Source organism: Streptomyces sp. NPDC085900 (assembly GCF_044540925.1).
In the GTDB taxonomy this organism is placed as follows: domain Bacteria; phylum Actinomycetota; class Actinomycetes; order Streptomycetales; family Streptomycetaceae; genus Streptomyces; species Streptomyces gilvifuscus.
Map to the genome: position 1 here is coordinate 269,134 of NZ_JBITSP010000005.1, position 21,825 is coordinate 290,958.

18 protein-coding genes are annotated in these 21,825 nt (G+C 71.1%); 13 read left to right on the forward strand and 5 right to left on the reverse strand.

What is annotated here, in order from left to right; translation table 11 throughout:
• The first annotated feature begins 40 nt into the window (after window positions 1-40).
• The 3 genes from ACIGDI_RS19745 to ACIGDI_RS19755 all read left to right on the forward strand — a co-directional run bounded on the left by ACIGDI_RS19745 (window position 41) and on the right by ACIGDI_RS19755 (window position 2,541).
• Window positions 41-667, forward strand: a complete 627-nt coding sequence (locus tag ACIGDI_RS19745; RefSeq protein ID WP_399898135.1) for a LuxR C-terminal-related transcriptional regulator — start codon at window positions 41-43, stop codon at window positions 665-667.
• Window positions 668-695: 28 nt separating this feature from the next.
• Window positions 696-1,130, forward strand: coding sequence for a VOC family protein (locus ACIGDI_RS19750; protein WP_399898136.1), 435 nt, complete (start codon window positions 696-698; stop codon window positions 1,128-1,130).
• 196 nt (window positions 1,131-1,326) lie between these two features.
• Window positions 1,327-2,541 (forward strand): ricin-type beta-trefoil lectin domain protein, encoded by a 1,215-nt coding sequence (locus ACIGDI_RS19755; RefSeq protein ID WP_399898138.1) that lies wholly within the window; start codon window positions 1,327-1,329, stop codon window positions 2,539-2,541.
• A 4-nt stretch (window positions 2,542-2,545) separates the two neighbouring features.
• Here the strand turns inward: ACIGDI_RS19755 and ACIGDI_RS19760 are convergent, their stop codons facing one another.
• On the reverse strand, window positions 2,546-6,115 hold the full coding sequence (locus ACIGDI_RS19760; protein WP_399898140.1) for a BTAD domain-containing putative transcriptional regulator: 3,570 nt from the start codon (window positions 6,113-6,115) through the stop codon (window positions 2,546-2,548).
• A gap of 160 nt (window positions 6,116-6,275) precedes the next feature.
• On the opposite strand from ACIGDI_RS19760, the gene ACIGDI_RS19765 reads away from it, so the two are divergent.
• The gene (locus tag ACIGDI_RS19765) at window positions 6,276-6,677 is read left to right on the forward strand and encodes a hypothetical protein (protein WP_399898142.1); all 402 of its coding nucleotides are present in this window, start codon (window positions 6,276-6,278) and stop codon (window positions 6,675-6,677) included.
• Between the two features lie 60 nt (window positions 6,678-6,737).
• Here ACIGDI_RS19765 and ACIGDI_RS19770 read toward each other — a convergent pair whose 3' ends face one another.
• Complete coding sequence (locus ACIGDI_RS19770) at window positions 6,738-7,952, reverse strand: phosphatidylserine/phosphatidylglycerophosphate/cardiolipin synthase family protein (RefSeq protein WP_399898144.1); 1,215 nt, start codon at window positions 7,950-7,952, stop codon at window positions 6,738-6,740.
• A 378-nt stretch (window positions 7,953-8,330) separates the two neighbouring features.
• Between ACIGDI_RS19770 and ACIGDI_RS19775 the strand changes: the two genes are divergently transcribed.
• From ACIGDI_RS19775 to ACIGDI_RS19785, 3 genes are read left to right on the forward strand one after another with little or no spacing between them, the layout of a single operon-like run.
• Complete coding sequence (locus ACIGDI_RS19775) at window positions 8,331-10,079, forward strand: diacylglycerol kinase family protein (protein ID WP_399898146.1); 1,749 nt, start codon at window positions 8,331-8,333, stop codon at window positions 10,077-10,079.
• Window positions 10,080-11,033: a YihY/virulence factor BrkB family protein gene (locus ACIGDI_RS19780; RefSeq protein WP_399898148.1), complete on the forward strand. Its 954-nt coding sequence runs from the start codon at window positions 10,080-10,082 to the stop codon at window positions 11,031-11,033. It abuts the gene before it with no gap.
• A gap of 2 nt (window positions 11,034-11,035) precedes the next feature.
• On the forward strand, window positions 11,036-11,815 hold the full coding sequence (locus ACIGDI_RS19785; RefSeq protein ID WP_399898150.1) for a phosphatase PAP2 family protein: 780 nt from the start codon (window positions 11,036-11,038) through the stop codon (window positions 11,813-11,815).
• Between the two features lie 21 nt (window positions 11,816-11,836).
• Here ACIGDI_RS19785 and ACIGDI_RS19790 read toward each other — a convergent pair whose 3' ends face one another.
• Window positions 11,837-12,442, reverse strand: a complete 606-nt coding sequence (locus ACIGDI_RS19790; RefSeq protein ID WP_399898152.1) for an SMI1/KNR4 family protein — start codon at window positions 12,440-12,442, stop codon at window positions 11,837-11,839.
• 166 nt (window positions 12,443-12,608) lie between these two features.
• Here ACIGDI_RS19790 and ACIGDI_RS19795 point away from each other — a divergent pair, with 166 nt between their 5' ends.
• Window positions 12,609-14,120 (forward strand): NucA/NucB deoxyribonuclease domain-containing protein, encoded by a 1,512-nt coding sequence (locus ACIGDI_RS19795; RefSeq protein WP_399898154.1) that lies wholly within the window; start codon window positions 12,609-12,611, stop codon window positions 14,118-14,120.
• A 63-nt stretch (window positions 14,121-14,183) separates the two neighbouring features.
• On the opposite strand, the gene ACIGDI_RS19800 is transcribed toward ACIGDI_RS19795, so the two are convergent.
• Together ACIGDI_RS19800 and ACIGDI_RS19805 are read right to left on the reverse strand one after the other, a co-directional pair.
• Window positions 14,184-15,410 (reverse strand): MFS transporter, encoded by a 1,227-nt coding sequence (locus tag ACIGDI_RS19800; protein ID WP_399898156.1) that lies wholly within the window; start codon window positions 15,408-15,410, stop codon window positions 14,184-14,186.
• Between the two features lie 231 nt (window positions 15,411-15,641).
• Window positions 15,642-16,553 carry a LysR family transcriptional regulator gene (locus ACIGDI_RS19805; protein WP_399898158.1) on the reverse strand — a complete coding sequence of 304 codons (912 nt, stop codon included), beginning with the start codon at window positions 16,551-16,553 and terminating at the stop codon, window positions 15,642-15,644.
• Between the two features lie 126 nt (window positions 16,554-16,679).
• Between ACIGDI_RS19805 and ACIGDI_RS19810 the strand changes: the two genes are divergently transcribed.
• From ACIGDI_RS19810 to ACIGDI_RS19830, 5 genes are read left to right on the forward strand one after another with little or no spacing between them, the layout of a single operon-like run.
• Window positions 16,680-17,678, forward strand: a complete 999-nt coding sequence (locus ACIGDI_RS19810) for a fumarylacetoacetate hydrolase family protein (RefSeq protein ID WP_399898159.1) — start codon at window positions 16,680-16,682, stop codon at window positions 17,676-17,678.
• Complete coding sequence (locus tag ACIGDI_RS19815; protein WP_399898161.1) at window positions 17,675-18,631, forward strand: cyclase family protein; 957 nt, start codon at window positions 17,675-17,677, stop codon at window positions 18,629-18,631. Before ACIGDI_RS19810 ends, ACIGDI_RS19815 begins: the two co-directional genes overlap by 4 nt.
• Before the next feature lie 24 nt (window positions 18,632-18,655).
• Window positions 18,656-19,786, forward strand: a complete 1,131-nt coding sequence (locus tag ACIGDI_RS19820; RefSeq protein WP_399898163.1) for an FAD-dependent oxidoreductase — start codon at window positions 18,656-18,658, stop codon at window positions 19,784-19,786.
• Window positions 19,783-20,793 (forward strand): amidohydrolase family protein, encoded by a 1,011-nt coding sequence (locus ACIGDI_RS19825; RefSeq protein WP_399898165.1) that lies wholly within the window; start codon window positions 19,783-19,785, stop codon window positions 20,791-20,793. The genes ACIGDI_RS19820 and ACIGDI_RS19825 overlap by 4 nt, the downstream gene beginning before the upstream one ends.
• Window positions 20,790-21,728 carry a VOC family protein gene (locus tag ACIGDI_RS19830; RefSeq protein WP_399898167.1) on the forward strand — a complete coding sequence of 313 codons (939 nt, stop codon included), beginning with the start codon at window positions 20,790-20,792 and terminating at the stop codon, window positions 21,726-21,728. Before ACIGDI_RS19825 ends, ACIGDI_RS19830 begins: the two co-directional genes overlap by 4 nt.
• The last annotated feature ends 97 nt before the right edge of the window (window positions 21,729-21,825 follow it).

Consider the following 21,825-nt stretch of genomic DNA (forward strand, 5'->3'; position numbering starts at 1 on the left):
GCGACGATCCGAACCCGAAAGGACAGCAGGAACGTTGGGGATGATCTCGATCGCAGTCGTCGCCGGTGACCCGATCACCGGCGAGGGTGCCGTCTGGTGCCTGCGCAGGTACCCGGGACTGAACGTACTGTCCCAGGAGGAGCACCGGCACGCCGACGTCGTGCTCATGATCACGCCGGAGGTCACCGAGGAGACGATGCTGCTCATGGAGTCGGTGGCCGCCCGCTCGACCAGCCCCGGCATGGGGATCGTGCTCGTCACCGGACACATCGGCGAAGCCCACCTGCTGCGGGCGGTGCATCACGGCCTGCGCGGGGTGATGTGGCGCCAGGACAGCACGTACGACAGGATCGTCGAGGCCGTGCGCGCCGTGGCCGAGGGCGGGGCCGCCCTCCCCCCGCCGGTCCAGGGCGAGCTCCTGGATCACCTTCTGGCGGTGCAGCGCGACGTTCTGGCCCCGCTGGGCCTGACCACCTCCGGTCTGGAGGTTCGCGAGGTCGATGTACTGCGGCTGCTGGCCGAGGGGCTCGACACCACGGAGATCGCCCGGAAGCTGAACTACTCCGAGCGCACCATCAAGAACATCCTCAGCGTCATGATGAACCGACTGGGCCTGCGCAACCGCACCCACGCGGTGGCCTACGCCCTGCGCTCCGGCACTCTGTGACCCGCACCCTCGCTGTTATGGTGCGCCGATGTCATCGATCAAGCAGTTTCAAGTGACCTTCGACTGCGCCGAACCCGCACGACTCGCCGCCTTCTGGTGCGAGGTGCTGGGCTACGTCGTACCGCCGGCCCCCGAGGGGTTCGCCACTTGGGAGGAGTACCACCGCTCACTGCCACCCGAGGAGCAGGTCGACTACTTCGCATGCAGTGATCCCTCGGGTGTGGCCCCGCGCCTGCTGTTCCAGCGTGTTCCCGAAGGAAAGGTCGTCAAGAACCGGGTGCATCTCGACGTACGGGCCGGCACCGGACTCGTGGGCGAGGAGCGCCTCGCCACGCTGGAGGCCGAATGCGCACGACTGGTCGCCCTCGGCGCGGTTCATGTGCGCACGCTGAAGGCCGACGAGGACAACGAGTCGTGCATCGTGATGCAGGACATCGAGGGCAACGAGTTCTGTCTCGACTGAACGTCCGCTCCTCGTCGGCAGTCGCCGTGACGGCTCGGAAATGACCACTCGGAGATGACGGCCCGGAATCAGGCACTGGAGGGAAGGGAATTCGGTCCTGCCGGGCAGAAGGGCCGCCCACGGCGGCCTGAGGTCCGCCACGCAACCTAGGGTCGGTCGCCGCAGACTCATCACGCGCGCAGACGGGCAGGCAGACATGGAGCGCACAACGGGCCGTCCACAGCCTCCTGGGGAGCCGGCCGTCTGGGAACGGCCGCTGCCCTGGCTGGGGGAGACCGAAGCCGGGACGGCGTCCGCCGAACCGGCTCCGGCCGCAGAGCCCGAGCCGGATCCCGCGGCCGAACCACTGGCGCCGAACGCCGAGTTGCGGACCGAGAGCACCAGCGGCTCCCCGGACGCTCCGGCACTCGACCACGCGAACGAGGCCGACTCGTCGGCAACGCGGCCGAACGGCGCGGACGCGACGACGCCGGACGGCGCGCAGGGGCTCGTACCGCCGTCTGCCGGCGAAGACACAGCAGAAGCGTCCGGTGCCGGGCCCGGCGGGCTGTTCCGGCCGCCGCCGGCGCGGCCGGAGACACCCGACGCGCTGCACGGACAGGGCATGGGCGACGTCGAACCGGAGCGCGGCGCGCGGGTCGCCGGGGCCACGGTCGCCGTATGCGCCGTGCTGGTCCTCGGGCTCGGCGGTGTGGCGTTGACGATGCTGCCCGGCGACGACGACTCCCGGCCGCAGGCCGCGAACGTCGGCGGCGGCTCCGTCCGGCAACTCGCCGACGGCGCCTCGGTCGAGCCGGCCACGTCCCCGACGGCGCACACCAGCAGCCGTCCGCCACACGGCGCGAAGGGAACCAAGACCCATCCGGCCAAGGGAGCGGACACCGGCGCCAAGGGCTCCAAGGCATCGACCGGCGACGGCACGCACAGGGCGGCCGGCCAGTCGGCGACCCACGACTCCGATACCGGTACGGCGACCTCCGGCACGACGAAGTCTGCCGCCAAGCCGAACACCGCCACGACCATCGTGGCCGGGGACGAGATCGTCGGCTACGAGTCGTCGAAGTGCATCGAGGTGAGCGCGCACGCCGGCGTGGACGGCTCCCCGCTGCGATTGGCGGGATGCGGCTCTCAGGCCTGGCAGAAGTGGGTCTTCAAGTCCGACGGCAGCGTGCGCTCCATGGGACTGTGCCTGGACATCGCCAACGCCTCGCAGGCCAACGGCGCGGCCATCCAGCTGGCGACCTGCAACGGCGGCTGGGCCCAGCGCTTCCGCCTCAACGACGCCCACGACCTGGTCAACACCAAGATCGGAAAGTGCGTCGACGCCAAGGACTCCGGCACCGCGACCGGCACCCGGCTCCAGCTGTGGGACTGCGCCGGCACCTCCAACCAGAAGTGGCACCTGGGCTGAGCCGTCAGCCGAGCGGAACCCCCTCGACCGCAGCGGCCCGGGCCGCCTCGGCCAGGTGGCGCGACCCCCACCGGCGCGCCACGTCCTCCGCGAGGGCGAACTGCCGCCGCGCCTCCGGCTCGTCGCCGAGAAGCCGGTACAACTCGCCCAGGGAGTGGGCGAACGGGCGGGTGACGAAGGAGATGCTCGCCGCGCCGGCGAGCTGCGTACGCAGGGGAAGCAGGAGCGGGACCAGCTCGCGGGCACTTGTCACGTCGCGCAGCAGAAAGGCGAGTTCGGCGCGCAGGGAGAGGGCGATGCCGTACAGGTGGTCGGGTACGACCGGTACGGCGGCGAGCGATCGACGGCTCAGCGCGTACGCCTGCTCGTCCTCCCCCTGCCGGGCGAGGACCACCCCCAGGGCCAGGTCCACCGTGGGCACGGAGCCGGGGGCGAGGGTCCGCAGCAACGGTTCCGCCTCGCCGGGACGGCCACTGCTCAGCCGTACGGTGGTCAGCCCCAGGACGTGCACCAGGTCGCCGTGCGGCGAGCCGTGCGCGCGCAACAGTTCGCGCGCCTGCGTGTACGTCGCTTCCGCATCGGCGAAACGGCCCTCGACGTGAGCCAGCATGCCCAGCGTCGACAGGTTGATCGCCTCGGCCTCCTGGAGACGGTGGCGTCGGGCGACGGCCAGTCCCTGCCCGGCATGACCGCGGACCTTCGCGCCATCGCCGCGGGCCCCTGCGGTCATGGCCCCTATGTGCTCGCGCACCCAGCTGTTGGCGGGCAGGTCGTGCGCGTAGCCGAGCACCCGCAGTTCGGTCGCGAGCGACGTGCGGCGGTCGACGCTCCCGGGCGGCGCGACGGCGGCCTCCGCGGTCAGCGCGCAGGCGATCAGCAGCGGATCCCCCACCGCCCGGGCGACGGCCAACCGGCGCTCGACGTGCGCCACTTGATCCGCGAGAGCGATCTGCTGCGCGTCGCCAGGCCCCGACCACCCGTTCTGCCGGCCCGCCAAGGCGGGCGGAAGCGCGCCGATGACGGCGGGGTCCAACTCGGCGCGTGCCAGCAACCGGTCGACGAACGTGTCCAGCGCCTCCGGATCGACAAGACCACGCGGCCCGCTCAGCGCCCGCCCCGGTCCGATCCACGAGTCGAGGGCAGCCGCGGTCAGCTCCTCGTCCCCGACGGCCTCGGCCGCCTCGATGGCGCGCTGGCGGGTGTCCCGGGCCGCGACGATCGCCCCGGCCCGATTCTGGGCACGCAGCAGCCGCCCGAGGAGGGCGACCAATTGTCCTGCGCGGCGAGCGGGACTGCCGTCATCCGCGACGGCGGGGATCCGCGCGAACGCCTCGATCGCCTGCGTGAGCAGTTCGACTGCGGTGTCGTGGGCGTAGCGGCGCTCGGCGAGATCGGCCGCGGCCAGCGAGTACTCGACGGCCAGCGTGGCGGTGCGCGGACTGGCGGCACGGGCTAAGTGGTGTGCCAGAGCCGCGACATCGTCCGGGCTGCGGCGCCGCAGCGCGTCCGCGACCCCGGCGTGCAGGCGCGCCCGGCGTACGCCGACGAGGTCCGTGTAGAGGGTGTCCCGGACCAGTGCGTGCGCGAACCGCACCACGCCGGGCGCCGGTTCCGTGAGCAGACCCGCCATCACGGACTCCTCCAAGGCGTCGAGCACGTCGTGCTCTTCGTGCTGGGCTGGGTCCGCGGCCTCGACGAGCAGCCCGACCTCGGTCTCCCGGCCGACGACGGCGGCGAGTCGAAGGACGGCCTGCGTCCGCTCGGTCAACTGCCGCAGCCGCCGGCGCAGCACGTCGCGTACGCCCTGCGGCACCTCGGAGATCGCCACCAGGGCGCCCTCGCTGGCGAGCAGCCGGGCGCTCTCGCGCACGTAGAAGGGATTGCCGCCGGTGCGCTCGGCCAGCGCCCGCACGGTCGCGGCGTCGACCTGCTCCCGGCACACGGCCCTGACCAGGGTGTCCACCCCGTCCAGGGGCAGTCCGTCGAGCGTCAGCCGGTGCGGGGAGCGGTGGGCGAGTTCGGCGAGCGTCTGGGTCAGACGGTCCTCCGCGTCGACCGGGCGGTACGCGGCGATCACCAGCACGGGCGATCCCACCAGCCCCGCGGCCCTTTCCAGCAGGGCCAGGGTCTCACCGTCCGCTCGGTGCAGATCGTCGACGATCACCGCCAACGGCGCCTCCGCCGCCGCCTTGCGCAGCCAGGTGCCGAACGCCTGGTGCAGCCGGAACCGTCCGGCGAACGCCCCTCCCGCACGTCCGGTGGATGCCACCACGGCACCTGCCCGGTCCAGCCCGCTGCCCGGCGTGCTCCCCTGCTCCCCAGGCTCGTCAAGCCGTGGACCCTCCCCGCATCCACCGCACTCCCCCAGCTGCCCCCGCCGCCCCGCGTCGCCGCTGCCTGCGGTCCCGCTTCCCGATCCGTCACCGCGGTCGGGCCGCTGGCGGTGTCCGGTCTCTTGGAGCAGGGCGCCGAGCGCGTCCGGGTCGGCCGGAGGGACACGGCGTGCGAGCGCGTCGAGCGCCTCCACCCACGCCCAGGCCGAGGGGGCGCCGTCGAACTCGGGGCAGCGGCCCACGACCACGGTCCAGCCCTGGTCCCGCAATCGCCGCCGGTATCGGGCGAGCAGCGCCGACTTGCCGGCGCCGGGCTCCCCGGTCACGAGTACGACGCCCCCGCCCTGGAGCGCGTCGCGTGCGGCCCCCTCCAGTGCCCGCAGTTCGTCGTCGCGGCCCACGAACACTTCGTCGGCCACCGGGGAGGCCACGGGCGCCTGTTCCCGGACCGCCACGGGAGCCGCGGGCACCGCGGGCACGGCGGTGCGCAGCACCTCGGTCCGCCCCGTCAGCATGGCGCTCTCCAACTCGGTCAGGGCCTCCCCGAGGCCCAGCCCGAGTTCCTCGGCCATGACGGCAGCCGCGCGGCGCAGCACGCCCAGGGCGTCGGCGCGACGCCCACAGGCCCAAAGGCCCAGGGCGAGCAGCCGCCAGCCCTCCTCGCGCAGCGGATGCTCCCGTACGAGCGTCTCGGCCGCCGGCACCGCCTCCGCCGGATCACCGGACGCCAGGGTGGCACCGACCACCAACTCCCGTGCCACCGAGTGCAGTTCATTCAGCCGGGCCGCTTCGACGGCCGCCCACTCCTCATCGGCCCACTCACCGTAGGCCGCTCCGTGCCACCAGCCCAGAGCCTCCTCCAGCAGGCGCCGGGCCTCGGCCGGCGACGCGGTACGAGACCGCCGTACGGCCGCCTCGAACCGCCAGGCGTCGACCGCGTCCTCCGGCAGCCTCAGCGCATATCCGGGCGGGGCACTGATCAGAACGCCGGCCGGGGTACGGGGCACCCGCCCGGGTTCGAGCACGCGGCGCAGATTCGACACGTAGGCGTGCAGTGAAGCAGCCGCCTTCTGTGGTGGCCGGCCCCGCCAAAGGCCGTCGACGAGCCGGTCCACGGGTACGACACGCCCACGGTCGGCCAGCAGGAGCGCAAGGACCGCCCGCTGCCGGGGACTTCCCAGGTGGACCGGAACACCGTCGACGTCACCACGGAGGGGTCCCAGAACCTGAACTCTGAGCATGAACCGAAAATCTACAGTGCAGCTCCCTTGACCCCGAAGGCGTTCCGTGCGTGTCAGACGTGCGATACGCCACGACGCTGTTGCCCGTGTCGGGGACCGGCAGCGGAGGACTCACGCAGTCCGGCGGCCAGGCAGCAGGATGTGCGTCGGAGGTGCGGAGATGAGCGTGACCTGGGCGGCGACGGTACTGAAGTCGGGGCGGTTCGGCGCAATTGAGAGGTGTTCCGGCATCGAGGAGTTGAGGGAACACTTCGAGGTACTGCGCTCCCGTGGCAGGGGGTACCTCGAAGTCCGCCCTCCGGACGGTGAGTTCCCCCTGTTGACCCTCGGCTTTCGAGGTGAAGAGGGAGTCCTCCATCTGTTCGACGATGCGGAGAAGTCGTTCCTGCTGGTCGGAGACGGCACCGCGGCGGCGGATGCCGTGGTCGACGTCCCAGTCATGGATGACCTGGCGGCGTTCAGCGGCGACTTCGTCCTGTCTGTAGATCACGCTTGGGACCTGATGCTCCGCTTCATCGCGACAGGAGCGCCCGGCGAACTGGGCGAGTGGTGTGCCGTGTGAGCAGGCCGCACTCACCGGTCGAGGCAGAATGCGGCCGGCTGACCAAGCAGCGATCGCCGGTCACAGGAACCGCCGTATAGGAGTGACCGCGGCTTCCTTCGCGCGCTGCAGCACCGCCCGTCGTCTCCAGCGGCTGAGGTCGATGTCCACGCTGTGGCGGAGGTCTGCCTCGTAGTCGCGGTCGAGGGAGGCGGTGAAGTTCTCGTCCAGGACCGCGAGCATGACCTCCTCGTCGTGGTCCATGGACCGGCGGTTGAAGTTCGTGGAGCCGATCAGGGCCGCGACCGAGTCCACCGTGATGATCTTGGCGTGCATCATGGTCGGCTGGTACTGCCGGATGCGCACACCGGCTTCCAGCAGACGCGTGTAGTGGTGCTGGCCCGCGAGCTGGCAGGCGCGCTGATCGGTGTGCGGTCCGGGAAGGAGGATCTCCACCTCCACACCGCGCCGGGCGGTCTGGCACAGCAGATCGATGAAGTACGTGTCGGGAGCGAAGTAGGCGGTCGCCAGCCGGAAACGCTCCTCGGCGGAGGTCAGCATGACGCGGATGAGGGTCTGCATGTCCTGCCAGCCGATGCTGGCCGACCCGCGTACCACCTGAACGACGGACGACCCGGGCTGCTCGTGTTCGGTGAAACGGTCGCGGTCGTCGAAGAGTTCGTCGTGGCACTCGGCCCAGTTCTGCGCGAAGGCGGCCGCTATGCCGTCGACGGCCGGACCGCGCACCTGCACATGGGTGTCCCGCCATTCGCCCGGACCCCGGGCGTCGCCGCACCATTCCTCCGCGATGCCGACACCACCGGTGAACGCGGTGGCCTCGTCCACGATGAGGGCCTTGCGGTGGCAGCGGTGGTTCTGTTTGAAGGGTGACAGCCACACGGGTCTGCGGAACCAGGCCACCTGCACACCCGCGTCGTCCATCTCCTGGAGCAACTGCTGCTCGATCTTCTGGGCACCGAAGCCGTCCAGGAGCAGCCGGACCCGTACCCCCGCGCGTGCCCGGTCGGCGAGGGCGAGAGCGAAGTCCCGGGCGATCTGTCCGCGCCAGTACACGAACGTCATCATGTCGATGGTGTGGCGAGCCGAACGGATCGCCCCGAGCATGGCGGGGAAGATCTGGTCGCCGTTGCGCAGCGGGACGAGTTCGTTGCCCTCGGTCGCGGCCACGCCGAGGAGCCGCTCCAGGCGACGGCGCAGGCGGCGCTTGCGCGCATCGAGTGCGTCGCCGGTGGCTTGGACAGGGGCGGGGGCTGCCGGTGTGCCGTCGAGAATCACGTCATGTCTCCCGTTGACCTTGAAGGGCGGTTCGGTGCGGGCCGGTGAGCAGGCCCGAAAAGCCACTTGCCCGGCGAATACGACGGCACTCCCGAAGCCCGCCCCCTTCATACGCACCTGGAATCAGCCCCGGCGCACCCGGCTGGGATCGCTCATTTCACCTGCGGCGCTTGCTTCCGGGGCCGGGTCGGCCAACTCGTCCCGTCATCAGCGGACTTGTCGAAGCAGTCGTGCCCCACGACTCTCCCTCGCCCCCTCCCTCGACGGACCGACCCCAGCGCGGCGCGTCTGTACCCGAGTTCAGTGGGCATACGGCGGTGAGCCGGAGGACACGCCTCGGGCCGGCCATCGCCGCGACACGTCGATCAGGGAGTACGGATGCCGACCGCCGTATCGGGAAGACCAGCCGAGTTGCCCGGGGAGAGACCCGCGGGAGGTCTCACCGCCGCCGGCAGCCGTACCGCACCGCGCGGAGTCGGCTGGTCCGTTCGCTGGATCGCGGCGCTGGCCACCTGCCAGGCCGCGCTGATGGTGGGTCTGGGCCTGCTCATCACCGGCCCCGCCCACCACCTGTGGCCTTTGACGGTCGAGGACCATGTCGACTCGGGCTTCGAGCGGATACGGACGCACTCGCTCACCACCCTGTCGTGGTTCGCCTCCGAAGCCGGCAACACCGGGACGGTCATAGCCGTAACCCTGGTGAGTTGCCTGGGCCTTCTGTGGATACCGAGACTGCCGATGTGGCGGCAGGCCGCGTTCCTCGCGCTCGCCGTGTCGTTGCAGTCCCTGGTCTTCCTGGTCATCACCACGGCGGTGGACCGGCACCGCCCCGAGGTGCACCGTCTCGACGGCTCCCTGCCCACCTCCAGCTACACCTCCGGTCACACCGGGGCAGCCACGGCGATCTACGGCGGCCTGGCCGTTCTCGCGCTGTCCCGGCTGCGCAGTCCGTGGCGGCGCGTCGTGGCCGGCGTGCTGTTCCTCATTCCGATCGTGGTGGGCCTCGCCCGGCTCTACCGGGGCATGCACCACCCCACCGACGTGGTGGGCGGCCTCGTCAACGGCGGCCTGTCGCTGTGGATCGTCGGCCGCGCCGTACTCACGGACGGTTTCGTGACCGCTCCCCCGGCCTCCGGGTCGACCAAGACCGCCGGGATCGCTCCCGACGGCCTCGGACAACGCACCGGCCACGCCGCGGTGATCTTCAATCCCACGGTCACCGATCAGACCGACCGCGACGCCATTCAACAGGTTCTCCATCAACACGGTTACGGCGCACCGACGTTCATCGAGACCACCGCCGACGACCCGGGCGGCGGCCAGAGCACCGAAGCGGTGCGCGGCGGTGCGACCCTCGTGGTGGTCTGCGGCGGGGACGGCACTCTCCGGGCGGCGGCCACCGCCATGGCGGGCAGCGCGGTACCCCTTGCCCTGGTGCCCTGCGGGACCGGCAATCTCCTGGCCCGCAATCTGGGTCTGCCGCTGTCGCCCGTCGATGCCCTCGATGCCGCACTGAACGGCGCCGTCCACCGCGTCGACCTCGGCCGCATCGAGGGAGACGGCCTGCCCGCCACCCACTTCGCCGCCATGTGCGGCGCCGGCCTGGACGCGGCGATGCTCCAACGCGCCAACGCCAACGACCGGACGAAGGCCTCTCTGGGCTGGCTCGCCTACGTCCTGGCACTCCCCCGCGTCTGGTCGCGAACCCCGCGGATGAGCGTGAACGTACGTCTGGACGGAGCCCCGGCTCATCGACGCACCGCCCGCATGGTGCTGATCGGCAACGTCGGTGCGGTGCAGGGCGGCATGCGGCTGCTACCGGAAGCCCGACCCGACGACGGGCGGCTCGATCTGCTGATCCTCGATCCGCATGGTCCCGGCGGCTGGATCAGCGCCCTGTGGACCCTGCTGCGCGGCACGGCCACACCGCGGTCGGCCGCCGACGCCCCCGCGGGCCAGGAGGACGGCGCCCCGGTGGCCTTCTTCACCTTCCGGCACGCCGAGTTCACCTTCGACCACGACCAACCCCGCGAACTGGACGGCGACCCCATAGCCCGCGGACGGCGCCTGACGGTCGAGGCCGCCCCCGGCGCCCTGAAGATGCTGCTGCCTGCCCGGGGGGAGTGAATGGGTACCGCGACTCAGGTCCCCGAGACCTGGGACATGAGCGGAGAGGAACTGTCCGCCGACGAGGCCTGGGCCACTCTGCGCCGCTACGGCGGCTGGTCCCTGCTGCGCGACGCCTTCGTCCGCTTCCGCTACGCCGACGGCTTCAGCCACGCCCGGGCCCTCGCCCTGCAGACGGTACTGGCGGTCATCCCGCTGGCCATCGCCTTCGTCGGCCTGTCCACCAGCCTGCACACCGAGAACGTCGGCAGGCTGGCGGAACTGACGATCCACCGGATCGCCCAGGGCCCCAGCGCGGAAGTCGTCGACGACGCACTCGACCGCAGTCGCCACAACTCGGGCTCCGGGGCCGAGGTCGCCCTGTGGTTCGGGGCCGTCTTCTCCCTGATGAACGTCACCACGGCCATGTGCCAGATCGAGCGAGGCGCGAACCGCATCTACGGCAACGAACGCGACCGCCCCTTCCACCTCAAGTACCTGCGGGGCCTGGTGATGTCACTCAGCGCCGGGCTGCCCCTGGGCCTCGGGTTCGTCGTCATGGTCGCCGGGGGCGACCTCGCCTCGGCGGCCGTGACGGTCTACCACCTCGACGACAGCACACTGCGCGCCTGGACCATCCTGCGCTGGCCCTTCGGTCTGCTGCTCGCCCTCATCTCCGCGAGCGCCATCTTCCGCCGTTCGCCACGCCGCCGGCAGCCCGGCTACACGTGGCTGGCCTTCGGCGCGGCCGTGTACCTCGTCCTGTGGATGACCCTGACCTGGTTGCTGAGCCTCTACCTGAACATCAGCGGCTCCTTCGACACCGTCTACGGCCCCCTCAGCGCGTTCATGTCCCTGCTGCTGTGGGCCTACCTCACGTCCATCGCCCTGCTGCTGGGCCTGTCCTTCGCAGCACAACTGGAAGCGGTACGCGGCCGCCGTCCCGGGCCGATCCAGCAAGATCCCGGAGTCTGAAAATGGGCACGAACACCACCCTGCGACAGATGCGCCGCCGTTCCCGTCGGGCCGACCGTCGGTTCGGCGCCCGGCTGCTCGCCTCCGCCGGCATCGCCGCCGTGAGCGCGGTCCTGTTCGGACTGCTGCTCATCCTGGTCGAGGACCGGTGGCGGCCGCTGCAGCGCCTGGACACCGGCGCGGCGCGACGGCTGCACGCGCAGGTGATCGACCATCCGGCGTGGAGGAGCGTGCTGCACCTGCTGTCCGACTGGGTCTGGGATCCCTTGACGCTGCGTCTGGCCGTCGCCGTACTGACGGTGTGGCTGCTGCACCGCCGGGCCTGGCGCCTGGCGGCCTGGTCGGCGGTGACCGCCGTGGCCGGCGGGCTCATCGGGCTGCTGGTCAAGACGGTGGTGGAGCGGGCCCGGCCCGACCTGCAGGACCCGGTGGCCCATGCGCCGGGGTACTCCTTCCCCTCCGGCCACGCCATGACCGCCACCACGTCCTTCGGCATCTTCCTGCTGGTGCTGCTGCCGCTGATACCGCGGGCCTGGCGGGTCGCGTGCTGGTGCGTCGCCGTGTTCTCGGTGGTCGGCGTCGGCTTCACCAGGGTCGCTCTCGGCGTGCACTGGTGCAGCGACGTTCTGGGCGGCTGGCTCCTCGGCCTCGCCGTCGTCGCCGTCACCGCCTGGACCTTCGAGGCCTGGCGCGCGGACGTGGGCCGAGACCGTACGCCGGTGACCGAGGGCCTGGAACCGGAGATCACCCAGGACGAACCCGAGGAAGACGCCCCGCGGTAGGTCGTCGCAAGGCGTGCGGCGCTAGTCGCGGTTCCCGCCGAGTTCCTCCAACTCGTCCGCCACGTGGGCGAGCAGAGACTCGATGTCCGGCCAGGACGGTCTCGCGTCGTGGGACGCCGTGCCGTGCCGGACCACGCACCCGTACAGGTCGCCGGCGCGGAGATCGACGAAGAGACCGCCGCCCATGCCGTCGCCGGCCACCGGCAGCCACTGCGGAAGCCAGAGCGGCGTCGCGTCCTGCGGATAGTAGGTACCGGCCCGGTCCTCGCCACAGCGTGCCGTCCACTCCTCCAGGGAGTCGGCCAGTGGCGGCGGCACGGTGTCGTACAGCGAGCGCAGATGCAGTTCGCGTCGCGCCAGCGCCTCCGCCACCGGATACGGATCGCATCCATAGGGCAAGAGCCTGAAGGATGTGCGGTCCTCGGCTGCTCGGGCCGGGGAGACTCCGTCGGCGGCGCGCCACCAAGCGGTCAATCCGTCCGGCAGAGGACGGCCGGTCTCCCGCTCCGCCCGTCGCAGCGACGCGGGATCGGCGGGCGGATTCAGCCGGGCGTGATAAGCGGGAGCGTTCCGGGCGAGCCAATGCTCGATGCGGCTCCACCGCACGTCACCCGTTTCACCGGACACGCTCCTTCACCAACCTTCGAGGCCGGGGACAGACCTTCCGCACATGGGGAACGTCCGGTTTCTCCCCTGGGCTTCCTCCAGCACCCGTAACAACGTTGTCGGCGTCCAATCACTGACAGGTCCGGAGCCTCTTCCGTACCGGCAACAACGAGAGGTTGGCGCCATCGTGAGAAAACCCATCGTAATGCGCGGCCGGGGCAGACCATTACTGTCCACCGTCGTCGCGGTCCTCGCTCTCGTCCTGGGCATGGGGGTGCCGGCCGCGTCCGCGGCGGATACGGCCACACCCGGTGCCGGGAGCGGTCAGCGGGCCGCGGCCGACGGCAAGTTGATCGGGAAGCCGGTGATACTCACCGGCGAGGGAGTCGACAAGAAGGCGCAGCGGCCTCGGTCGGCGTGGCGCGCCGCGCCCGCGCCGAAAGCCAAGACGGCTCCCCTCTCGCCGAAGCAGGCGATGAAGGAAGCGATGGACGAGGCGAGGAAAGCGGGCGCCGAGTCCTATCTGGACACCTCCAAGGTGCCCTTGAACAAGGACGGGCAGGCCTCCGCTCAGGCGGCCGCCCTGGGCCTTCCTCCGACCGACCTCGGTGACGAACCTCCCGCGCAGGACACCAACCAGTGCCTCGACCGCGACGGCGCTTCCTCCGCTCAGGGGGAGACCCTGAATCGCTGGCTGTGGTGCCAGAAGTTACGCATCGGCGTCCAGTACTACAAAATCATCGACGGCGAACGGGTCTACCAGGGCACCAGCAGCGTCGCCTTCCACGCCGTGGCGGTCGGCAACGGCAAGCAGCGTGTTCTGCGCACCTACCTCCAGGCCCAGTACGACTCGGTGGAGTACGACGACTGGAGCCTCTGGGACCGCTTCTTCACCGCCCCCGACCTCAAGATGTTCATCCTCTCGGACTGCGCCGAGGGCTACGATTCCTGCTTCGCCACCGGCAGCGGTATCGAGCACACCTTCGACGAGTGGGACTACCACCGCGAGTGGCTGCACTGGGACATCTACTCCGACGAGGCGGCGTCCACCTCACCGGACAAGGTCCTCTTCCATCACTGGCACTTCCGGTTCGGTGGCTCCGGCGGCGGCTATGTGGGTCCCGACGCCACGACGGCCGACCGCACCTTCCGCTGCGACTCCGCCGGCTACTTCTCGCAGTTCGGCGTCGACTACCCGAAGGCGTGCGTCAACTACGAGGTGATCCCGCACCTCCAGTACGACATCAGCGACACCAGGGTCGCGTCGGTCGCCCGGCACATACGGGTCGCCCAGGACACCCCCGACAAGACCTATCCGATCGAACTGGAACCCAAGCACATCCCCGGCAAGTACAGCGGGAGCCGGGACGACCAGGGTCTGCAGCGCGTCCCGGACGACGGCGTCGTCGCCAAGAGCAACGAGGACTGGAAGAACTACGCCTGCAACCGCACGGGTCCGTACGGAGGGGACCAGGCCTGGCGCGGACTGCCCCCGTACGACACCTCCACCCAGGACTGCGACGAATACCCGTTCCAGTCCACCGAACAGGGCGCGAGCAGCCCGAACTGGGACTTCTCGGTCCGCGCCGTCCCCAATGGTGAGAACCGGTCCGCGGGCGGCCTGCTGCGCTGGTACTACTTCAGCGACCGCATCCTCTACAACGCCGCCGACCCCTTCTGGGTCGAGATCCGCGACTAGCACCCCGCATGACTGAGGGCCCGTCGACCTGCCGACGGGCCCTTCGCGTTCGGCTGTTCGGGGTCAGACGCTCTCGGCCGCGGCCTGTGCCAGCGTCTTCGGCGCCCGCCGGGTGAGAGGCAGCAGTGCTGCCGAGACCAGCAGGGTGAGGACGCCGAGCAGCAGGACGGCCGAGGCGAGGGTGCCCAGGGTGCTGGTGGCGGCGAGCAGGGCGAGCGGGCAGGCGAACTCGCCGAGGAAGAAGGCCGACGTCCACAGTCCGGTGCCGCGCCCGCGGTCGGCGTACTCGAGCCGGGACAGCGCCACCGTCAGCAGGGACGGCAGCAGCATGCCCGTTCCGACGCAGTTGACGACGGCCCCGGCGATGAGCAGGGGAAGGTGGTCGGTGGCGCCCATCAGGACGAAGCCGGCGGCGCACACGACGAGTACGGCGGGAAGGCGCCGACGCGCCCGGTCGGCGAGCCGGGTGAACAGCACCGACCCGAGGACGGTGGCGGCGCTGGCCAGGGCCGTGGCGGCGCCCACCACGCCGGTGGAGTGCACGCCCAGGTCGTCCATGAGGTAGGACATCTCCACGGGCACGGTGTAGAAGACGGCCGCGCCGAAGACGGTCAGCAGGCAGATGCCCGCCATGCGCCGCAGCGGGAAGGGGCGCCGGTCCGCCGCCGTCGGCTCGGCGGCCGGGCTCGGGGTGGGCAGCGCGCGGGCCATGGCCGGGGCGAGCAGCACGCCCACGAGGTACAGCCAGAAGGGCGCCCGCCAGCCCGCCGAGCCCAGCGCGCCGCCGAGGACGAAGAAGACCGTGGCGGACGCCGACGCGCACATGGTCTGCAGCGCGAGGTACCGGTCCCGGGTCCGTCCGGTGTAGTAGTCGCCGATCAGCGTGGTGCAGCACGTCATGATGGCCGCCTCGGCGATGCCGACCAGGACGCGGCTGGCCACGATGCCGTACAACGAGGACAGCCACAGCGGGGCGGTGCCGAACAGGGTGTACAGGACGGTGGCGGCGACCAGCAGGCGCTTGCGGCCGAGCCGGTCGACGAGGGCGCCGGCGAACGGCGCGAGGACGGCCAGCGAGAGGGCCGGGACGGTGAGCACGAGGGGGACGAGGGCGGCGTTTCCGGGGACGTCCCGGAAGTGGTCCTGCATGCGCGGCAGCACCGGAGCGATGAGGACGGCGCCCAGGATCGGCAGGCAGCTGCCGGCCATCAGCAGCACGGCCGGCATTTTGCCGCCGGCGACCGGGTCCTGGGTGTGTTCATGAGCGGGCAGGGCGGCGGAAGCGGGCATGGCGGCACTCCGGAACATGGACGGGGAGGGGCACCGCGCGGTGAACGAGCGGACGGGCGGACGGCGCCCGGTGTCGGCCTGCGGGCGGCGCGGCGGTGTGCCACGACTATGCGTTCCGGGCCGCGGCCTGCCCAGTCCCCCCGTCATCCAAGTTTGCGATGCGGCTGATCCAGCCCGTGGATGGCGGCGTCACACCGTCACCCGCCCCCGCCCCTGAACGACCGCTCCGGCTCAGTTCTCGGACTGCAACCGCGCTCCCACCCGCGCGGCCGTCTCGCGCAGCCAGATGTGGGCCGCGTCGTGCGTGTGCACCGGATGCCACCACAGCGCCTCCCGCAGCGGTACGGCCTCGTACGGCGGTTCCACCACGCGGACGGCGGCGATGGGTGCCAGCAGCCGGGCCAGGCGCGACTGCACGAGGGCGACCCGCCGGGTGCCGGCGACCAGCAGCGGCAGCAGCTGGAAGCTGTCGACGGAGACCTCGACGCGTGGTTCGACGCCCAGCATGCCGAGCTGGCGCACCGCGGGGGCGTCGTAGGTCCGCTGGTACGTCACCCAGGGCAGCCGTTCCAGGTCCTTGCGGGTGAGGTGGTCGTCGACGCTCGGGTGGTCGCGCGCCACGAGGAAGACCCAGCGGTCGTCGAAGAGGTCGGTGGCGGGGAAGTCGCTGATGACGCCGTGCGGCATGAGCAGCCCGTCGGTGGCGCTCAGCAGGGTGGCGGTGTCGTCCACGACGGTCGTCGGCGTGTGGGTGAAGCGCAGCCGGATGCCCGGGGCCTCCTCGTGCACCACGCGGGCCAGTTCGGTGCCGAAGACGGCCACGGCGTAGTCGGACGCCAGCAGCTTGAACTCGCGGTTCTCCTTGGCCGGATCGAAGTCCGCCTGGCTGGCGAAGAGGCGTTCCAGCACGTCGTAGGCGGTGGCGGTGCGGTCCAGCAGCATCTGCCCCAGCGCGGTGAGCTCGTAGTGGCCGCCGACTCGGGCGAGCAGGTCGTCGTCGAAGTGCCTGCGCAGCCGGGCCAGGGCGGCGCTCATCGCGGGCTGGCTGAGGCCGACGCGCTGCCCGGCACGGGTGACGTTGCGCTCCTCCAGCAGCGCCCGCAGGGCGACGACGAGGTTGAGATCGAGACGGGCCAGGTTCATGCGGTTCCCTCGGCAGTGCGGCGCCGATCGGGGACTATCCATGTGATGGATCGGGGTGATCCACACAATCTATTTCCCTGATCAGAGGTGCGGGGTCCAGATTAGTCGCACCGCAATCAGGAGGACATGTCCGTGAAACCCGAATCCGCGTCCGCGCTCTTCGCCGGACCCTTCGCTCTCGCGACGCTCTCGGCCCCGGACGGGCCTCGCTTCCCCGCCCTGGTCACCCCCGACGGCCTCGTTCTCGACCTGCGGTCCGCCTTCGGCGACGAGCGGCTGACCGTGCTGGACCTGCTGGAGGTCTGGCAGACCACGCTGCCGAGGCTGCACGCGCTGGCCGCCGACACCGGCATCGGCCGGACTCCCCTCGCGGATCTTCAGGTGCACGCACCGGTCGAACCGCGCCAGGTCCTCCAGTCGGGCGCGAACTACCGGCAGCATGTGATCGACCTGCATGTGGCGCACCGCGCGCCCGGTGACGACCGGCCCGAGGCCGAGCGGCGCGCCGAAGCGGCGGAGATCATGGACCGCCGGGCGGCCGAGGACCTGCCGTACGTCTTCATCGGCCTCCCCAGCGCGATCACCGGACCGTACGACGACGTCGTCCTGCCCGCCTGGGCCGAACAGCCGGACTGGGAGCTGGAGTTGGCGGTCGTGATCGGCCGGGCCGCCCACCAGGTGTCCGTCGAGGAGGCGCCCGCGTACATCGCGGGGTACACGATCGCCAACGACCTGACGGATCGTGCGACCGTCTTCCGCCGTGACATGCCGCAGATCGGCACCGACTGGCTGCGCAGCAAGAACGCACCGGGCTTCACCCCGCTCGGGCCGTGGATCGTGCCCGCCGAGTCGATCGCCGACCCCGACGACCTGCGCGTCAGGCTGAAGCTCAACGGCGAGACCATGCAGGACGAGTCGACCAAGGACATGATCTTCAAGGTCGCGCGGATGGTGTCGTACGCCTCCCGGACCGCCCGACTGCTGCCCGGGGACCTGGTGCTGACCGGCAGCCCGGCCGGCAACGGAATGCACTGGGGGCGGCTGCTGCGCGACGGCGACGTGATGGACGGGGCGATCACCGGTCTCGGCACCCAGCGCACCCGCTGTGTCGCGGAGGCGTCGTGAACCGGCTCGATCCCGAGGGCGCGATCGCCGAGGCCGCCAAGGCGTACTCCAACTGGGGGCGCTGGGGCGAGGACGACCGGCTCGGCACCCTGAACTTCCTCGACGAGGCCAAGCGCCGCGAGGGTGCCGCCCTGGTCCGGCGCGGTGTCAGCTTCTCGCTGTCGCAGTCCTTCGACATGAACGGCCCGCAGAAGGGCTGGCGGCGGCGCACCAACCCCGTGCACACCATGCTCGACACCGGCACCGACGCCGCCCTGGGCAACCAGGGCTTCCCGCACGGCATCGGCGGCGCCGACGACGTGATCGCGATGCCGCTGCAGTGCTCCACGCAGTGGGACGGCCTCGGCCACATCTTCGACCACGGCAAGGCCTGGAACGGGCGCCCGGCCGAGAAGGTCGTCACCTCCGACGGCGACCTCGTCACCGGCATCGAGCACATGGCCCCGCATGTCGCCGGGCGCGGCGTGCTGCTGGACGTCGGCCGTGTCGTCGGCGAGGCGGGAGAGCTGCCCGACGGCTTCGCGATCATCCCGGAGCACCTGACGGCGACCGCGGAGGCGCACGGGGTGAGCGTGGGACGCGGCGACATCGTGCTGGTGCGCACCGGACAGCTCGCCCGGGCGCGCCGCGAGGGCTGGGGCGACTACGCGGGCGGCCCGGCGCCGGGGTTGTCGTTCACCACCGCCGGGTGGCTGCACGGCAGCGAGATCGCCGCGATCGCCACCGACACCTGGGGCTTCGAGGTGCGCCCCAACGAGTTCGAGCACGCCTTCCAGCCCCTGCACCAGGTCGCGATCCCCAACATCGGTCTGCTGATCGGCGAGATGTGGGACCTGGAAGCCCTGGCCCAGGACTGCGCGGTCGACGGCGTGTACGAGTTCTGGCTGACCGCCGCTCCCCTGCCCATCACCGGCGCCGTCGGCTCGCCCGTCAACCCTGTCGCCGTCAAGTAACCAGCGGAACGAAGGAGTTCCCCTATGAGCACACCCCGCACGGTCCTCGTCATAGGCGGCGGCGCGGCCGGCAACGCCGCGACGATCCTGCTGCGGCGCGCGGGTCTGGCCGTGGACCTGATCGAGGCCAAGGACGACTGGAACGCCACCGCAGGCTCCGGCATCACCCTCCAGGGCAACGCCCTGCGCGTGCTGCGCGAACTGGGCGTCTGGGAGCGGATCAAGGACTCCGGCTTCGGCTTCGGGTCCGTCGGCATCACCACCCCCGACGGCACGATCCTGCACGAAGCCCGGGACATCCGCACCGGCGGTGACGACCTGCCCGCCACCGTCGGCATGCAACGCCCCCAGTTGCAGCGGATCCTGATCGACGCCGTCCGTGCCAGCGGCGCCTCGGTGCGCCTGGGCACCCGCGCCGAGTCTCTGGAGCAGGACGGCGACGGCGTGACCGTACGCCTCACCGACGGCACCGAAGGCCGCTACGACCTGGTGATCGCCGCCGACGGCCTCGGCTCCGCCACCCGCGCCGTCATCGGCATCACCGCCAAGCCCGAACCCACCGGCATGGCCATCTGGCGCGTCGCGACCCCCCGTCCGGCCGGCGTCACCCGCACCGACCTCGCCTACGGCGGCCCCGCCTACATCGCCGGCTACTGCCCGACGAGCGACACGACGATCTACGCCTACGTCGTGGAAGCGAATCGCGACCGGGCGTCGATACCGCCGGAGACCTACGCCGACGAGATGCGCCGCCTCGCCTCCGCCTACGGCGGCTTCTGGCCGGAGATCACCGAGCACATCACCGACCCGGCGAAGGTCAACTACACCTGGTTCGACCGGCTGTTGGTGGAGGGTTCCTGGCATCGCGGCCGGGTCGTGCTGGTCGGCGACGCCGCCCACTGCTGCCCGCCCACCCTCGCGCAGGGCGCTGCCCTGTCCCTGGAGGACGCGTGGGTGCTCGCCCAACTACTGACCGGCTCGCAGGACTGGGACGACGCGCTGTTCCAGGCGTACTACGAGCGGCGCATCGCACGCGTCCGCCCGGTCGTCGAGGCATCCGTACAGATAGGCCAGTGGCAGCTGGACGGCGTACGCGACGCGGACCTGCCCGGCCTGATAGGCCGCACCATGACCATGCTCAGGGAGCTGCCGTGACCACGCCCCCCACCGTCGACGTCCACGCCCACCTCCTGCTGCCCGACGTCGAGGCCCTGGTGGAGGGCCTGCCCGGACTGGCCGAGGCCAGGGCGCTGGACACCCGGCGCAACGGCCCCGCGGCCCTCGCCGTCAACGGCCCCATGGTGCGCGAACGCATCCCGCTCCTGATCGACGTCACCGCACGGCTGGCCGCGATGGACGCCCAGGGTGTGGACGTCCAACTCGTCAGCCCCTCCCCCTCGCACTACCACTACTGGACGGACGAGGAGACCGCCGAGAAGCTGTCCCGACTCGCCAACGAGGCGACCGCCGCCCACTGTTCGGCCGCCCCCGACCGGCTGCGCGGCCTCGGACTCGTCCCGCTGCAGCACCCGCACCTGCTGGCGGCAGCGCTCGACCACGCGCTGGAGCAGGGTCTGGCCGGGGTGGAGATCTCCAGCCACGCACCGGGCCGGGAACTGTCCGACCCGGCGTACGAACCCTTCTGGACGCGGGCCGAGGAAACGGGCGCGCTCGTCTTCCTGCACCCGTTCGGCTGCACGCTCGACGAGCGGCTGGACCGGTGGTACCTGTCCAACACCGTGGGCCAGCCCACGGAGAACGCCGTCGCGCTGTCGCACATGATCTTCTCCGGCGTACTCGACCGGCATCCGGGGCTGAAGGTGATCGCCGCCCACGGCGGCGGCTACCTGCCCACCCACATCGGACGCTCCGACCACGCCTGGACGACCCGCTCCGACGCGGGCGCCGGCTGCGCGCATCTGCCCAGCAGCTACCTCAGGCACCTGTACTTCGACTCACTCGTCCACGACCCGTCGGTGCTACGGGAGTTGGTCCGGGTCGCCGGGCCCGACCGGGTCCTGCTCGGCTCCGACTTCCCCTTCGACATGGGCACGCGAGACCCGGTCGGCGCCCTGCGCGCGGCACGCCTGCCCGAGGCCGACTTCGACGCCGTACGCGGTGGCAACGCCGCCGCCCTCCTCTCCCTGGGAGTGACATCATGAGCGCACGTCTTCTCACCCACCTCAGGCACGTCGACCTCGCCGTGCCCGACTACGACAAGCAACTCGACTTCTACGCCGGCGTGTGGGGCCTGACCAAGGTCGAAGAGGACTCCGGCATCTCCTTCCTGGCCGCCGAGGGCTCCCCCGAGCAGTACGTCGTCCGGCTGCGCAAGGCCGCCGAGAAGCGCCTCGACCTCGTCTCCTACGGCGCCGCGAGCGCGGCGGACGTCGACACGCTCGCCGAGCAACTCCTGGCCGGAGGCGTGCAGTTGATCTCGCAGCCGGGCAAGGTGGACACCCCCGGTGGCGGTTACGGCTTCCGCTTCTTCGACGTCGACGGCCGCACCATCGAGGTCTCCGCCGACGTCGAGGTGCGCCGGCACCGCAAGATCGAGGAGAAGGAGTCGATCCCCGTCAAGCTGTCCCACGTCGTGCTCAACTCCCCCGACCTGGACCGGACGAGGGACTGGTACGAGCGGCACCTAGGCTTCCGCCTGTCCGACACGCTCAGCTCGCCGCACATGGGCGAGGTCATGCACTTCATGCGGATCTCCAACCAGCACCACTCGATGGCCCTGGCCAAGGGCCCGCACGCCTCCCTGCACCACGTCTCCTTCGAGATGCGCGGCATCGACGAGTACATGCGCGGCTCCGGCCGCGTCATCCGCGCCGGCTTCAAGAAGCTCTGGGGCCCCGGCCGGCACATGGCCGGAGACAACACCTTCACCTACTTCCTGGACCCGCACGGCAACACCGTGGAGTACACGACGGAGTTGGAGCTGCTGGACGAGGACACCTGGCACCCGCACGTCTACGACTTCTCCCGGCCCGAGGTCACCGACCAGTGGGGCACCGCCAACCCGATGAACGAACTGATCGCCAAGGAGTCCTTCAACGACCCCGACCGCGGCTGCTTCGTCGCCCCGCCGGTCTGATCCCTCCCCCGTCTCCCGGGGGCACGGCAGCCCTGTCAACTGCCCTGACACAACACCCGCCTTGCCCCCGGGCCCAGCCCCGAGCCAGGAGCCGCTC

Bases quoted from the DNA above. Each gene is read 5' to 3' on its own strand.
- ACIGDI_RS19760 (WP_399898140.1), bottom strand. From the start codon at position 6,115: ATGCTCAGAGTTCAGGTTCTGGGACCCCTCCGTGGTGACGTCGACGGT.
- ACIGDI_RS19750 (WP_399898136.1), top strand. From the start codon at position 696: ATGTCATCGATCAAGCAGTTTCAAGTGACCTTCGACTGCGCCGAACCC.
- ACIGDI_RS19775 (WP_399898146.1), top strand. From the start codon at position 8,331: ATGCCGACCGCCGTATCGGGAAGACCAGCCGAGTTGCCCGGGGAGAGA.
- ACIGDI_RS19830 (WP_399898167.1), top strand. From the start codon at position 20,790: ATGAGCGCACGTCTTCTCACCCACCTCAGGCACGTCGACCTCGCCGTG.
- ACIGDI_RS19800 (WP_399898156.1), bottom strand. From the start codon at position 15,410: ATGCCCGCTTCCGCCGCCCTGCCCGCTCATGAACACACCCAGGACCCG.
- ACIGDI_RS19785 (WP_399898150.1), top strand. From the start codon at position 11,036: ATGGGCACGAACACCACCCTGCGACAGATGCGCCGCCGTTCCCGTCGG.
- ACIGDI_RS19780 (WP_399898148.1), top strand. From the start codon at position 10,080: ATGGGTACCGCGACTCAGGTCCCCGAGACCTGGGACATGAGCGGAGAG.
- ACIGDI_RS19745 (WP_399898135.1), top strand. From the start codon at position 41: ATGATCTCGATCGCAGTCGTCGCCGGTGACCCGATCACCGGCGAGGGT.
- ACIGDI_RS19765 (WP_399898142.1), top strand. From the start codon at position 6,276: ATGAGCGTGACCTGGGCGGCGACGGTACTGAAGTCGGGGCGGTTCGGC.
- ACIGDI_RS19755 (WP_399898138.1), top strand. From the start codon at position 1,327: ATGGAGCGCACAACGGGCCGTCCACAGCCTCCTGGGGAGCCGGCCGTC.
- ACIGDI_RS19820 (WP_399898163.1), top strand. From the start codon at position 18,656: ATGAGCACACCCCGCACGGTCCTCGTCATAGGCGGCGGCGCGGCCGGC.
- ACIGDI_RS19805 (WP_399898158.1), bottom strand. From the start codon at position 16,553: ATGAACCTGGCCCGTCTCGATCTCAACCTCGTCGTCGCCCTGCGGGCG.
- ACIGDI_RS19810 (WP_399898159.1), top strand. From the start codon at position 16,680: ATGTCCGTGAAACCCGAATCCGCGTCCGCGCTCTTCGCCGGACCCTTC.